The following is a 13,627-nucleotide window of genomic DNA, read 5'->3' on the forward strand; positions in this document are numbered from 1 at the left end:
CCTTCCGCGCTGGGCCGGTCAGCGGCCCTGATTGGCCACCGCGGCTGCGGCCTCCTTGGCCGCCGCCGGGTCGAGGTAGGTGCCGCCCAGCGTCTGCGGACGCAGCAGCGGGTCCAGGTCGTAGCGCAGCGGGATCCCGGTGGGGATGTTGAGCTTCGCGATCGCCTCGTCACTGATCTGGTCCAGGTGCTTGACCAGCGCCCGCAGCGAGTTGCCGTGCGCGGCCACCAGCACCGTCCGGCCGGCCAGGATGTCCGGCACGATCGAGTCGTACCAGTACGGCAGCATCCGCTCGACGACGTCCTTGAGGCACTCCGTACGCGGCATCAGCTCGGTCGGCAGCAGCGCGTACCTCGGGTCGCCGACCTGCGACCACTCGTCGTCGTCCGCGATCGGCGGGGGTGGGGTGTCGTACGAGCGGCGCCAGAGCATGAACTGCTCCTCGCCGTACTCGTCCAGGGTCTGCTTCTTGTTCTTGCCCTGCAGGGCACCGTAGTGACGCTCGTTGAGCCGCCACGACCGGCGTACCGCGATCCAGTGCCGGTCGGCGGCGTTGAGCGCCAGCTCGGCGGTGCGGATGGCGCGGCGCATCACGCTGGTGTGCACCACGTCCGGCAGCAGGTCGTGCTCGCGCAGCAGCTCGCCGCCGCGGCGCGCCTCGCTCTCCCCCTTCGCGGTCAGGTCGACGTCGACCCAGCCGGTGAAGAGGTTCTTGGCGTTCCAGTCGCTCTCGCCGTGCCGCAGCAGGACCAGCGTCCCGACGGTGGGCCCCTCGCTAGCTGTCATGCGGATCATCCTGCCGCAAGCCGCGAGGGGACGCGCGGGAAGGGTCGTGACGACCACCACGTGGAAATCGGGGTGACCTTGATTCCGGCACCCCACTAGGTTGTAAGGATCAGCTTGATCAGCAGTCATTACTGAAACGGGGGGCGCCGACGTGCGCGCGATGCGGGGCTGGTTCCGGGACACCACAGGTGGTTTACCGCGGACCTTCTGGTACCTCTGGACCGGCACGCTGATCAACCGGCTCGGCTCGTTCGTCCTCGTCTTCCTCGCCATCTACCTGACCCAGGAACGCGGCTTCTCCGCCACCCAGGCCGGCCTGGTGATCGGTCTGTGGGGAGTGGGCGGCGCGGTCGGCACCACCGCCGGCGGTACGCTGGCCGATCGCTGGGGGCGGCGACCGACCCTGCTCACCGCCCACCTCGGCGCGGCGACCATCATGCTCGCCCTGGGCTTCGCCCGAGACCTGTGGACGGTCGCGGCGGGCGCGCTGCTGCTCGGGCTCTTCGCCGAGGCGGCCCGCCCGGCCTTCGGCGCCATGATGATCGACGTAGTGCCGGAGCGGGACCGGCTGCGCGCCTTCTCGCTCAACTACTGGGCGATCAACCTCGGCTTCGCCTTGGCCGCCGTGCTCGCCGGCTTCGCCGCGCAGGCCGGCTACCTGCTGCTCTTCGTGGTCAACGCATCCACCACGTTGGTCACCGCACTGATCATCTTCGTAAAGGTGAAGGAAACCCGGACCGTCACCGTCGGCATGCCCCGTGGTGCCGCACCGGCCGGGGCGCTGCGCACCATCCTGACCGACCGGGTGTACCTCGGGTTCGTCACGCTGAACCTCCTCGGCGCGCTGGTCTTCCTCCAGCACATCTCGATGCTGCCGATCGCGATGGCCGACTCGGGGCTGAGCCCCGCCACGTACGGATCGGTGATCGCGCTCAACGGCGTGCTGATCGTCGCCGGCCAGCTCTTCATCCCTCGGCTGATCCGGGGCCGCAACCGGTCGCACGTGCTCGCCCTGTCCGCGGTGGTGATGGGGGCCGGCTTCGGGTTGACCGCGTTCGCCAACGTCGCCTGGTTCTACGGGCTCACGGTGCTGATCTGGACGATCGGCGAGATGCTCAACTCGCCGTCCAACGCCACCCTCATCGCCGAGCTCTCCCCCGCCGAGTTGCGCGGTCGCTACCAGGGCGTCTTCTCGCTCTCCTGGCAGTTGGCCGGTGCCGCCGCGCCGATCCTCGGCGGCCTGGTGCGCGAGCAGGCCGGCAACGCCACGCTCTGGCTCGGCTGCGCGGTCATCGGCGCGGTGATGGCCGTGGGCCACCTGCTCTCCGGACCGGCCCGGGAGCGACGCGCTCTCGCGCTGCGTACCGCCGGTGCCGCGCCGGTGCTGACGGTCCAGTCGACCGCGCCGCAGCCGGCCGCACCCCAGGCGGCCGAGCCGGTGGCGACCACCCGCCGGTGACCCCGGCCCCCCGGCGTCGCCCGCTTCCACCCTCGGGGCAAGATCTGTTAGGTGTCCGAACAGATTGAGGAGGTCGGGGTGCGGGTCACCGACCGGCACGACCGCCCAGCGGCCGGCGCGCTGCGCCGCTGGTTCGCCGACACCGCCGGCGGGTTGCCGGCGACCTTCTGGTACCTCTGGGCCGGCCTGTTGATCAATCGGGCCGGGGCGTTCGCGATGCTCTTCCTGTCGCTCTATCTGACCGCCGCCCGCGGCGCCAGCGAATCGCTGGCCGGCGTGGTGGTCGGCGCCTACGGCGCGGGTGGGGCGGCCGGGGTGCTGTTCGGTGGCGTCCTGGCCGACCGGTGGGGGCGACGGTCGACACTGGTGGCGGCGCACCTGGTCACCGCCGCCCTGATGGTCGCGCTGGCGTTCAGCCAGCACCTCGGCGTGATCGCCGCGCTCGCCCTGCTGGTCGGCGTCACCCACTCGATGCCGAGCCCCGCCTTCGTCGCGGCGATCGTCGACGTGGTGCCGGAGCAGCGCCGGTCGCGCGCGTTCAACCTCCAGTTCTGGGCGTTCAACCTCGGCATGGCGGTGGCCTCGCTGCTGGCCGGCCTGCTGGCCGAGGCGAGCTACGTCGCGCTGTTCCTGGTGGACGCCGCCGCCACGCTCGCCACCGCCGTACTGATCGCCTGGAAGGTCCCCGAGACCCTGCCCCTCGGCCGGGCGACACGCCGTCCGGCACGTGGCCCCGCGCCCACTCCGGCGCATGGTCCGGCACCCGGTGGTCCGGCCGCGCCGGCCGCCGGCAACCGCCGATCGCGCCGACCGGGCCTGCACACCGCGCTGACCGACCGGCACTTCCTGGCCTTCGTCGGGCTGACCTTCATCCTGGCCGTACTGACCATGCAGGCTTCGACGATCATGCCGCTGGCGATGCGCGCGGACGGCCTGGGGCCCTCGGCGTACGGCATGGTGGTGGCGCTGGGCGGCGTGCTGATCGTGCTGGGGCAGCTGTTCGTACCCCGGCTCATCGACCGGCACCGCAAGGCACACGTGCTGGCCGTCTCGACGGCGCTGCTCGCCGCCGGCTTCGGTGTGCTCGCCGCCGCCGACAACCTCGCGTTCTACCTGGGCGCCTGCGTGGTCTGGACGGTCGGCTCGATGCTGGCCGCGCCGCCGAACGCGCAGATCAACGCGGACCTGGCGCCACCCGCCCTGCGAGCCCGTTACCAGTCGGTGTTCTACCTGGCCTTCCCGGCGGCGTCGTTCGTGGCGCCGACGCTCGGCGGGTTCAGCCTGCAGCAGTGGGGCGACGGGCACTGGCTACTCGTCGGCGGGCTGGGACTGCTGGCCGCCGGCGGTCACCTGCTCGCCGGGCCGCCGAGGGAACGGCGCGTGGCCGCCCTGCGCCGCCAGGCGCCACCGGTCGCGGCGCCACCGGTCGAGACGTCGCCGGTCGAGGGGGCGGCCATCCGCTCATGAGCACGCGAAATGCCCGGTACGGGCTTCGTACCGGGCATTTGCGTCGTACGACCGGCGGCGGCGGGCGGCACTCACCCCCGTAAGCGACGCCCGCTCGCGCCGCCGGTCAAACAGGTGGGCCACCGTCCCCCAACGGTGTCGGTCCACCCGTCCTCCGACGCCTCGCCCAGTTGCACGGATCTGATCGATCCGCCGCTCCCCCGAACGGTTCCGAGCGTGGCGCGGTGCAGTAAAGCTAGTTCGGCCCGACGTTCCGATTCAACCTGGTCGGCTGTCTCGCCCGTCACAGTGACCGTGGCCGGTCCGCGGACGGCGCTTCGGGCCCTCGCTCATGGCCAACTGCGGGTACCCACGGGGTATTCCCACAAACCTCTCACCCGTCCTCCCGATCGGGGGATTCCGTCCGGAAGAAGTTGCTCTGCCGGCCGTCGCGCATCTGCTCCTGGTAGATCAGGTTCAACCGGCGCAGATCGAAGGTGTGGAACCACGCTTCCCAGGTGATCTCCCGTATCCGGCTGCTCTCCCGGTAACCCGGAATGTTGAACGTCAGCACACCGGCCCGGCCCTCCCGCTCGGTGCCGCCGATCGTCGCCGGCTTGGCACCCCGCTCCCGGGCCCACCGCCGGATGACATCGTGGTTGGTGGTGACCAGGCTGCGGCCGGGACGCTCCGGTCGGTCCTGGAGTGAGGAGATCACCTGCGACGATCGGACCGACCGCGAGGTCGACCGCCCGGTCCGCGGCCCGCCGCCTCGGGCCGGTGCCGTCGCCTTCCTCGCCCCGGCGGTGCTCTTACGCGCCGCCCCGGCCGTCGACTTACGCGCGGTGGCCTTGCGGGCCGTGGCGGCCGTCGACTTGCGCGCCGCGCTGGTCGTGGACTTGCGCGCTGGGCCGGCCGTCGACTTGCGGGCCACGCTGGTGGTCGACTTCCGCGCTGTGCCCGCCGTGGACTTGCGCACCGCGCTGGTCGCCTTGCGGGTGCTGCTCGCCGGCGCCTTGCGCGCGGCGGTCGACTTGCTTGCCGCACCGGCCGACGTACGCGCCGCTGCGGTACGGCTGGCCGGTGCCGCCTTCGCCCGGCCCGGAGCGGTACGGGAGGCGGTCCGGCCGGACGCCGCCTGCCTCGCCCCCGACGCCTTGGTGGCGCCGGCGCGGCCGGCCGGTCCGCTGCTCCGGCGCCCGGCGCCGCCGGACCGGATCGTCTTCACCAGCGTCTTCACCAGTTCCGGCTTCCGCAGCGCGGAGATGCCGGAGACCCCGTACCGCCGCAACTGCCCCCGTAGTTCGTCCACCCGCATTCGGGAGATCTCCGACTCGGAGGTGCCCGGAGTGTTCGGGGTCTGGTTACCGCTCTGCCGCTTGGTCCTGGTCGCGGTCCCGCCGCGACCCGAGCTGTTTCGCTGAGCCATGGACGCTCACGCTCCTCGACACTCGACGTCTCGGCGCGGCGGGTCCCAACGCCGCACCGCGCGGTGCGGCTTACCCGTCAGGAGCGGTCCGAACCTCCGGCGGCCGGCGGAGCCGCCCCCGCATCGTCCGAGGGCTCGAAGAGGTGCGCGAAGGCTGCCAGGTTGGCCGTCGACTCGCCCCGCTTGATCCGCCACTCCCACTCACGCCGGATCGAGCCGCCGAAGCCGATCTCCAACATCGTGTCGAAGGACTCGTCGGCGTAGGTCAGCACCGCGCCCAGCAGCCGATCCAGTTCGTCGGCGTCGACACCGGCGGGGTTGACCCGACCGGTGAGGTAGACGTCGCCGACCGCGTCGACGGAGAAGGACACCGCGTACATCTTCGCGTTGCGCTGCAGCAGCCAGGCCCAGAGCTCCTCGCGGCGCTCGTCCGGCTGGCGCATCACGAACGCCTCGATCCGCAGGGCGTGCTCACCGACGATCAGGTTGCAGATCGTCTTGAGCTTGTGCGTCCCGGGCAGGGTCACCGCGTACGACCCGGGGCCGGTGGGCTCGCAGACGAGTTCCCGCTCCGCGCAGTACGACTCGATCAGGGCCCCAAGCTCACTCATCGGCTCAACTCTACGGCCGCGCTACCCGTCACCAGCGATCCCCGTCACCAGCTACCGGAGCCGGCCAGCTCGGCGGCGAGGCGGGCCCGATGGGCCGCGATCGCCTCGCCGTAGACGGTGAGCAGGCCGGTGGCCGTGCGGTGCCAGGAGAAGTTGCGGGCGTGCCGGGCGGCACCGACGGACAACTCCGCCCGGCGGGCCCGGTCGGGGAGCAGGCGGGCGAGCGTACGCGCCCAGTCGACGGGGTCGTGACCGCGTACCAGCACACCGCTGACCTGGTCCCGTACCGCGGTGACCAGGCCGCCCACGGCGGCGGCCACCACGGGCGTACCGCAGGCCTGGGCCTCCAGTGCGACCAGGCCGAAGGACTCGTTGTACGACGGCACCGCGACCAGGTCGGCGGCCTGGTACAGCAGGGGCAGGTCCGCGCCGGTCCGGGGCGACAGGAAGTGCACCCGGTCGGTGACGCCGAGCGAGGCGGCCAGCTCGATCAGGGCGGTGGGCCGGTCGAGCCCGCTGCCGCTCGGGCCGCCGCAGATCACCACCGCGACCTCGCGGGCCAGCTCGGGATCCCGCTCACCCAGGGCGGCGATCGCACGGACCAGCACGTCCGGAGCCTTCAGCGGCTGGATCCGCCCGACGAAGGCCACCAGGTGACCGCGGGTCGGCAGACCCAGCCGTGCGCGGGCGGCGGCGACCCCACCGCCGGGTGCCGGGCGGAACCGGTCCAGGTCGACGCCGGGCTCCACCACGGCGACCCGGGCCGGGTCGGCATCGTACCGGCCGATCAGATCCCGCGCCTCGACCCGGGTGTTCGCGACCAGCCGGTCCGCCTCCGCGACCACCTGCTCCTCGCCGATCACCCGGGCCTTGGGCTCTGGCCGGTCCCCGGCGGCGAGCTGCGCGTTCTTGACCTTGGCCAGGGTGTGCGCGGTGTGCACCAGCGGCACCCCCCAGCGGTCCTTGGCCAGCCAGCCGACCTGGCCGGAGAGCCAGTAGTGGGAGCTGATGAGGTCGTAGTGCCCCGGCGGGCGGGCCGCCTCGGCGCGCAGCACGCCGGCGGTGAACGCGCAGAGCTGTCCGGGTAGTTCCTCCTTGGTCAGGCCCTCCAGCGGGCCCGCCATCACGTGCCGGACGTGCACTCCGGGCGCGACCTCCACCACCGGTGGCAGGTCGCCCGAGGTCGCCCGGGTGAAGATCTCGACCTCGACGTTCGCCTCGGCCAGCCGCCGGGAGACCTCCAGGATGTAGACGTTCATGCCACCCGCGTCGCCGGTGCCCGGCTGGTGCAGTGGTGACGTGTGCACCGAGAGGGTCGCGATCCGCCGGGGCCGCGGCCACGGCAGGGAACCCCGCTGACGACCGACACCGGTGTGCTTCTCCGCCACTTCCGCTCCCTTTGACACGGTTGATGCCGTCCGCACGACCGGCGCTCCTGCGTCAACAATTCACGCCAGATGTCATCTTCCCGATCGGCAGCGGGAAATACCTCGGCCAGACCCCTGGGCGTGACCCACCTCATGGCGGCGGCAGTCCCCGACGGCCACCGGCGGGGGGCGAGAATGGCCGGATGAGTCGTGTCGCCATCGTCACCGGAGCATCCAGCGGGATAGGCGCCGCCACCGCGCGGCGGCTCGCCGACGAGGGATTCCACGTGCTGGCCGCCGCGCGGCGTACCGACCGGCTGGCCGGGCTGGTCGCCGAGATCACCGCCGCCGGTGGCGCCGCCACCGCCGTGGCCTGCGACGTCACCTCCGACGAGTCGGTGGCCGGCCTGGCGCGGGCCGCGCAACAGGCCGGCGGGCCGGTGACCCTGCTGGTCAACAACGCGGGCGGGGCACGTGGGCTGGATCCGGTGGAGTCCGGCGCGGTCGGCGACTGGCAGTGGATGTACGACGTCAACGTCCTCGGCACGCTGCGGGTCACCCAGACGCTGCTGCCGGCGCTGGAGACCTCCGGAGCCGGCACCGTCGTCATCGTCTCGTCGACCGCCGGCTTCACGGTGTACGAGGGCGGGGGCGGCTACGCCGCGGCGAAGCACGCGCAGACCGCGATCGCCGGCACGTTGCGGCTGGAGCTGTGCGGACGCCCGGTCCGGGTGATCGAGATCGATCCGGGCATGGTGAAGACCGACGAGTTCTCGCTGGTCCGCTTCGGCGGGAACGCCGATCGGGCGGAGGCCGTCTACGCCGGAGTCGCCGAGCCGCTGCTGGCCGAGGACGTCGCCGACTGCATCGCCTGGTGCGCCACCCGGCCGCAGCACGTCAACGTGGACCGCCTCGTGGTCCGCCCGCTGGCTCAGGCCGCCCAGCACAAGGTGCATCGGGCGGGCTGATGGCGGCGCGGGCGTCCCGGCCGCTCGGCGTGGTCACCAGGGGCACCACCGGCCCCAACCGGCTACGCCGGGTGGACAACTGGATCGTGAAGACCTGCGGTGACGCGCTGCGGGCGGCCCCGGATCCGCTGGTGGTCGACCTCGGCTACGGCGCGACTCCGGTGACCGCGGTGGAGCTGCGCGCCCGGCTCGCCGCCGGGGTCCGCGCCGACGTCCGGGTGGTCGGGCTGGAGATCGATCCGGTACGCGTCACCGATGCCCAGCCCGCCGCCGAGCCGCCCGGGCTCACCTTCGCCCGAGGCGGCTTCGAGCTGGCCGGCCTGCGTCCCGCCCTGGTCCGCGCGTTCAATGTGCTGCGTCAGTACGACGAGAGCGAGGTGGCCGATGCCTGGGCCACACTCTGCGCCGGGCTGGCCCCGGGCGGGCTGCTGGTGGAGGGCACCTGCGACGAGTTGGGCCGCCTCGCCGGGTGGGTGCTGCTCGACGCGAACGGCCCGCGATCGTTGACCCTGGCCGCCCGGCTGGCGACCCTGCGGAGCCCGGCCGAGCTGGCCGAGCGGCTGCCCAAGGCGCTGATCCACCGCAACGTCCCCGGAGAGTGGATCCACGACCTGATCCAGGCCCTGGACGACGCCTGGCGGTCCGCCGCCGGCTACGCACCCTTCGGCCCCCGCCAACGCTGGCTGCACACCGTGCAGACCGTCCACGCCCAGGGCTGGCCCCTCCTGGACCGCCCCCGCCGCTGGCGCCAAGGCGAACTAACCCTCCCCTGGCCCACCCCCGAACCTCCCCGGTGATCATGAAGTTGTTGCCACTCGCATCGGCGTGTCATGGCAACAACTTCATGATCACCCGGAGAGACCTTGGGGTGGGAGAGGGAGTGGGAGTGGGAGTGGGGGTTAGAGGGTGCAGTTGATGAGGACGGGTTCGGGGTGGAGGGTCACGGCGAAGCGGGACTGGACGCCGTCGCGGATGTCGCGGGCGAGTGTGAGCAAAGCTTGCGTGGTGGCGGTGCCGGTGGGGTTGGTGAGGGCGAGGGTGTGCTTGGTGGAGATGGCCGTGCCCTCGGGACCGGGATATCCCCTGCCGAAGCCGGCCTTATCGATCAGCCAGGCAGCGCTGACCTTGACCACGTTCCCGGCACCCGGCCACGCCGGTGGCTCACCGATGTCGGCGGCCCGCTGCCGCAGCAGCTCGTACGCCGCGCTGTCGAGCACCGGGTTGGTGAAGAAGGAGCCGACCGAGCGGGTGTCCGGGTCCGCCGCGTCGAGCACCATGCCCTTGCCCGCGCGCAGCCCCAGCACGGTGGCCCGGGCCTGGGCCAGCGGCACCCGGTCACCGACGGCGACATCGAGCGCCCGGGCCAGTTCCGCGTACCGCACCGGGCCGGACAGCGGCGAGCGGGTCAGCCGGAAGTCCACCGAGAGCACCACCCAACGCTCGCTGTACTTGAAGATGCTGGACCGGTAGGCGAACCCGCAGTCCCCGGCGGCCACCCGCCCCACCGTTCCGGCGACCCGGTCGTAGACCTGCACCGCGACGATGGTCTCGGCAACCTCCTGTCCGTACGCTCCGACGTTCTGGATCGGGGTGGCCCCGGTCGAGCCGGGGATGCCGGAGAGGCACTCCAGCCCGGACCAGCGATTCTCCACCGTGGCGGCGACGAGGTCGTCCCACGCCTCGCCGGCCTCGACCCGCACCGTCACCGTCTGCTCGTCCTCGGTGAGCACCCGCAGGCCGTGGGAGCGGATGAGGAGCGCGGTGCCCGGGAAGCCGACGTCTCCGATGACCACGTTGCTGCCGCCGGCGAGCAGAAGGATCTCGGATCCCGCCTCGCGTACCCGGGCGACGATCTCGTCGGCGCTGGTGGCGGTGACGACCCGGCCGGCCGGCCCGCCCATTCGCAATGTGGTGTATTGCGCCAGATCGCCCGGGTTGGCGGGTTGAGCGGCGGCTGTCGGCTGGGCGTAGACGTCAGACACGCCTTTCACCCTAGGCTGAGGGATAGCCGCGGCACTCACTGGTGGCCCGGTCACCCCCGGGAGGATGGCGATGAGCAGATTGCACGGCACCAAGGACTTCTGGATCGGTGCACTCCGCGCGGAGGGTCCGGCGTTCGCCGCTGCGGTGGCCGAGGCGCCACCCGAGACGCCCGTACTCTCCTGCCCCGGCTGGACGGTGACCGACCTGACCCGGCACCTCGCCGGCATCTACCAGTGGGTGGGTGACGTCGCCGGCTCGGGCGGGATCGCGGCACCGCAGCAGAGCCGCTCACGGCCGGCCGAGCCCGTGCCGGGGGTCACGGCCGTGCAGCAGTGGCAGCAGGCGTACGACGAGCTGATGGCGCTCTTCGACACCCTGGATCCGGAGGCGCCGGCGTGGAACTGGGCGCCACAGCCGAAGAAGGCGGCCTTCTGGCCGCGCCGGATGGCCCACGAGACGGCGGTGCACCGCTGGGACGCCCAGCTCGCCATCGCCGCCGGTGAGCCGATCGAGGCGAAGCTCGCGGCCGACGGGGTGAGCGAGGTGCTGGACACCTGGCTGCCGGCGGGCCGGCGGAAGTCGGCCGGCCCGTGGCGCGGGGTGGTCCGGCTCAGCGCCACCGACGCGGCCCAGGAGTGGTTCCTGCGACTGCGCGGCGAGGGGGTTGCCCTGCTCGACACCGGCACCATCCTCGATCACGACGACCACCACCCCCGGGTGCACGTCAGCGGCACCGCCAGCGACCTGCTGCTGGCCCTCTGGGGCCGGGTCAGCTTCGACACCCTGACCGTCGCCGGCGACCGCGCCCTCCTCGACGGAGCCCGCACCGGCTAACCCCCTGCAACCTCGTTGATCATGAGGTTAGCGGGTGTTTTAGAGATCAAAGTCCCCGCTAACTTCATGATCGACGGATTGGGTGCCGGGCGTGGGGGCGCCGGGGTGGGCGGGGTTGTGGCTGTTCTGTGACTGTCTCGTGAGAGCGCTCTCTTGACAGCGGTCCGGGGCGGGACGCAGGCTACGTGAGAGCGCTCTCAGACTCCATCCCACCACCACCCCGACCTGAGAGGGGTCACCAGACAATGGGCACTTTCCCGCGCCACCGCCTCGCGGCGGTCGCCCTGGCCGCCACCGGCGCGCTGCTCCTCACCAGCGGCTGCGGCGGCGACGAGGCCGCCGGGGACGGCAAGATAACGCTCACCGTCGACGTCTTCGGACAGTTCGGCTACGAGCAGCTCTACCAGGAGTACATGGACGCCAACCCCAACGTGAAGATCGTCGAACGGGGCACCGGCGGCAACCTCGACGAGTACTCGCCGAGGCTCACCCAGTGGCTCGCCGCCGGCCGGGGCGCGGGCGACGTCGTGGCCATCGAAGAGGGCCTGATGGTCGAGTACAAGGCTAACCCGGACAACTTCGTCAACCTGCTCGACCACGGCGCCGCCGTGCTCAAGGGCAACTTCCTGGAGTGGAAGTGGGAGCAGGGGCTCACCGCCGACGGCCAGAAGCTGATCGGGCTCGGCACCGACGTAGGCGGCATGGCCATCTGCTACCGCACCGACCTCTTCGAGAAGGCGGGCCTGCCGACCGACCGGGAGGAGGTCTCCAAGCTCTGGCCGACCTGGGAGGGCTACATCGCCACCGGCAACAAGTTCAAGGCGGCCAACACCGGTGCCTCGTTCCTGGACGCGGCGACCAACACCTTCAACACCATCGTGCTCCAGACCGCCGGCAACGCGCAGGGCTACCACTACTACGACACCAGCGAGAACCTGGTGGTCGACAGCAACCCGGCGGTGAAGCAGGCCTGGGACATCACGATGAACATCATCAACGCCGGCCTCTCCGGCAAGTACGGCTCCTGGTCCGAGGAGTGGGTCTCCGCCTTCAAGCAGGCCAAGTTCGCCACCATCGCCTGCCCGGCCTGGATGACCGGTGTGATCGAGGGCAACGCCGGGCCGGAGGCCGCGGGCAAGTGGGACATCGCCCGGGTGCCGGGCAACGGTGGAAACTGGGGCGGCTCGCACCTCGCCGTGCCGCAGCAGAGCAAGAACCAGGAGGAGGCCGTCAAGCTGGCCAAGTTCCTGACCAGCGCCGAGGGCCACATCGGCGCCTTCAAGGCCAAGGGCCCGCTGCCCTCCTCGCCGCAGGCACTGGACGACCCCGCCATCACCGAGGCCACCAACGCGTACTTCTCGGACGCGCCGGTCGGCAAGATCTTCGGTGAGGGCGCGAAGACCCTGAAGCCGGTCTACATGGGCCCGAAGAACCAGGCCGTGCGCACCGAGGTGGAGAACGCCGTCCGCACCGTCGAGCTGGGCCAGCGCAACCCCGATCAGGGCTGGCAGGACGCGATCACCAACGCCAAGAAGGCCGCCGCCAAGTAACCGCGGCCCGACGGTCCCCACCCGCCGCCGGTCCAGGGTCCACCGCGTACGCACGGCGCGTCGCGGCGACCCACCCTGGATCGGCGCGGGATCGGGGGCGTGGAAAGGAGTCAACGGCTCATGGCGTTGCAGCTCGACGCGCGACCGCCGGCCACACCGGCACCGCGTGGCACCCGCCCGTCCCGGGCCGGCCGGCTGAGCCGGATCGACGCGAAGTACTCGCCCTACCTCTACATCGCCCCGTTCTTCGTGATCTTCGCGATCTTCGGGGCGTGGCCGCTGGCGTACACCTTCTGGGTTTCGCTGCACGACTGGGACCTGCTCGGCAGCAACCCGACCTTCGTCGGCGCCGAGAACTACACCCGGCTCCTGGTCGACGGCGACTTCTGGCACTCGGTGGTCAACACCCTCGGCATCTTCGTCATCAGCACCGTGCCGCAGCTGCTCCTGGCGCTCTGGCTGGCCAACATGCTCAACCGGCACCTGCGGTTCCGGACCGGCTGGCGGATGGCCGTGCTGGTCCCCAACGTCACCTCGACCGCCGCCGTGGCGATCGTGTTCGGGGTGCTGTTCGGCCGCGAGTTCGGCATGGTCAACTGGATGCTCGACCTGGTCGGCGTCGACCCGATCGGGTGGAAGACCGACCGGTTCGCCTCCTGGGTGGCCATCTCGGCCATGGTCGACTGGCGGTGGACCGGCTACAACGCGCTGATCTTCCTGGCCGCCATGCAGGCCATCCCCCGCGACCTCTACGAGGCCGCCGCGATCGACGGCGCGAACCGGGCCCGGCAGTTCTGGACCATCACCGTGCCGCTGCTCAAGCCGACGATCATCTTCTGCACCATCATCTCCACCATCGGCGGGCTTCAACTCTTCACCGAGCCCCGGCTGTTCCACTCCGGCACCAACCCGATCCGGGGCGGACCGCTGCGCGAGTCACAGACGATGACCATGTACATGTTCGAGAACGCCTTCGCGCCCTACTACAACTTCGGCTACGGCTCGGCGGTCGCCTGGCTGCTCTTCGCCCTGATCGCCATCGTGGCGGCGATCAACGTACTGATCATCCGCCGGCTCGGCGCCGGTGCCAAGCCGGACGTCGGCCGGCGGAAGGGAGGCTCCCGATGAGCGAGCGCAGCGAGCGAGTCATCCGGCTCGGCGCCCTGGTTCCTCGTCGCGGCGCCGAGCGAAGCG

The 13,627-nt window shown here is 71.6% G+C and carries 12 protein-coding genes; 7 read left to right on the top strand and 5 right to left on the bottom strand.

The features are described 5' to 3' along the window. Positions 1 to 18: 18 nt before the first annotated feature. Positions 19 to 786 carry a phosphoglyceromutase gene (locus tag O7615_RS09770; RefSeq protein WP_278177068.1) on the bottom strand — a complete coding sequence of 256 codons (768 nt, stop codon included), beginning with the start codon at positions 784 to 786 and terminating at the stop codon, positions 19 to 21. A 151-nt stretch (positions 787 to 937) separates the two neighbouring features. Here O7615_RS09770 and O7615_RS09775 point away from each other — a divergent pair, with 151 nt between their 5' ends. Together O7615_RS09775 and O7615_RS09780 are read left to right on the top strand one after the other, a co-directional pair. Beyond that, the gene (locus O7615_RS09775) at positions 938 to 2,245 is read left to right on the top strand and encodes an MFS transporter (RefSeq protein WP_278177069.1); all 1,308 of its coding nucleotides are present in this window, start codon (positions 938 to 940) and stop codon (positions 2,243 to 2,245) included. Between the two features lie 51 nt (positions 2,246 to 2,296). Continuing rightward, positions 2,297 to 3,712: an MFS transporter gene (locus O7615_RS09780; RefSeq protein WP_278177070.1), complete on the top strand. Its 1,416-nt coding sequence runs from the start codon at positions 2,297 to 2,299 to the stop codon at positions 3,710 to 3,712. A 373-nt stretch (positions 3,713 to 4,085) separates the two neighbouring features. Here the strand turns inward: O7615_RS09780 and O7615_RS09785 are convergent, their stop codons facing one another. The 3 genes from O7615_RS09785 to mshA form a co-directional block, all read right to left on the bottom strand. Next, on the bottom strand, positions 4,086 to 5,009 hold the full coding sequence (locus tag O7615_RS09785; protein WP_278182037.1) for a hypothetical protein: 924 nt from the start codon (positions 5,007 to 5,009) through the stop codon (positions 4,086 to 4,088). Positions 5,010 to 5,197: 188 nt separating this feature from the next. Next, on the bottom strand, positions 5,198 to 5,731 hold the full coding sequence (locus tag O7615_RS09790) for a YbjN domain-containing protein (RefSeq protein ID WP_278177071.1): 534 nt from the start codon (positions 5,729 to 5,731) through the stop codon (positions 5,198 to 5,200). Between the two features lie 44 nt (positions 5,732 to 5,775). After that, positions 5,776 to 7,119 carry a D-inositol-3-phosphate glycosyltransferase gene (gene mshA / locus O7615_RS09795; RefSeq protein ID WP_278177072.1) on the bottom strand — a complete coding sequence of 448 codons (1,344 nt, stop codon included), beginning with the start codon at positions 7,117 to 7,119 and terminating at the stop codon, positions 5,776 to 5,778. 182 nt (positions 7,120 to 7,301) lie between these two features. Here mshA and O7615_RS09800 point away from each other — a divergent pair, with 182 nt between their 5' ends. Continuing rightward, a complete protein-coding gene (locus tag O7615_RS09800) occupies positions 7,302 to 8,066 on the top strand; it encodes an SDR family oxidoreductase (RefSeq protein WP_278177073.1) in 765 nt (254 codons plus the stop codon). Next, positions 8,066 to 8,863 carry a class I SAM-dependent methyltransferase gene (locus O7615_RS09805; protein ID WP_278177074.1) on the top strand — a complete coding sequence of 266 codons (798 nt, stop codon included), beginning with the start codon at positions 8,066 to 8,068 and terminating at the stop codon, positions 8,861 to 8,863. The genes O7615_RS09800 and O7615_RS09805 overlap by 1 nt, the downstream gene beginning before the upstream one ends. A 102-nt stretch (positions 8,864 to 8,965) precedes the next feature. Here the strand turns inward: O7615_RS09805 and O7615_RS09810 are convergent, their stop codons facing one another. Next, entirely contained in the window at positions 8,966 to 10,048 is a 1,083-nt protein-coding gene (locus O7615_RS09810; protein ID WP_278177075.1) for a UDP-N-acetylmuramate dehydrogenase, read from the bottom strand. A 70-nt stretch (positions 10,049 to 10,118) separates the two neighbouring features. On the opposite strand from O7615_RS09810, the gene O7615_RS09815 reads away from it, so the two are divergent. The 3 genes from O7615_RS09815 to O7615_RS09825 all read left to right on the top strand — a co-directional run bounded on the left by O7615_RS09815 (position 10,119) and on the right by O7615_RS09825 (position 13,561). Then, on the top strand, positions 10,119 to 10,883 hold the full coding sequence (locus tag O7615_RS09815) for a maleylpyruvate isomerase family mycothiol-dependent enzyme (protein ID WP_278177076.1): 765 nt from the start codon (positions 10,119 to 10,121) through the stop codon (positions 10,881 to 10,883). Positions 10,884 to 11,128: 245 nt separating this feature from the next. Then, positions 11,129 to 12,433, top strand: coding sequence for an extracellular solute-binding protein (locus O7615_RS09820; RefSeq protein WP_278177077.1), 1,305 nt, complete (start codon positions 11,129 to 11,131; stop codon positions 12,431 to 12,433). Positions 12,434 to 12,553: 120 nt separating this feature from the next. Beyond that, on the top strand, positions 12,554 to 13,561 hold the full coding sequence (locus tag O7615_RS09825) for a sugar ABC transporter permease (protein WP_278177078.1): 1,008 nt from the start codon (positions 12,554 to 12,556) through the stop codon (positions 13,559 to 13,561). Positions 13,562 to 13,627: the final 66 nt, after the last annotated feature.

The sequence above is a fragment of the Micromonospora sp. WMMD1082 genome, assembly GCF_029626175.1.
Lineage (GTDB): Bacteria > Actinomycetota > Actinomycetes > Mycobacteriales > Micromonosporaceae > Micromonospora.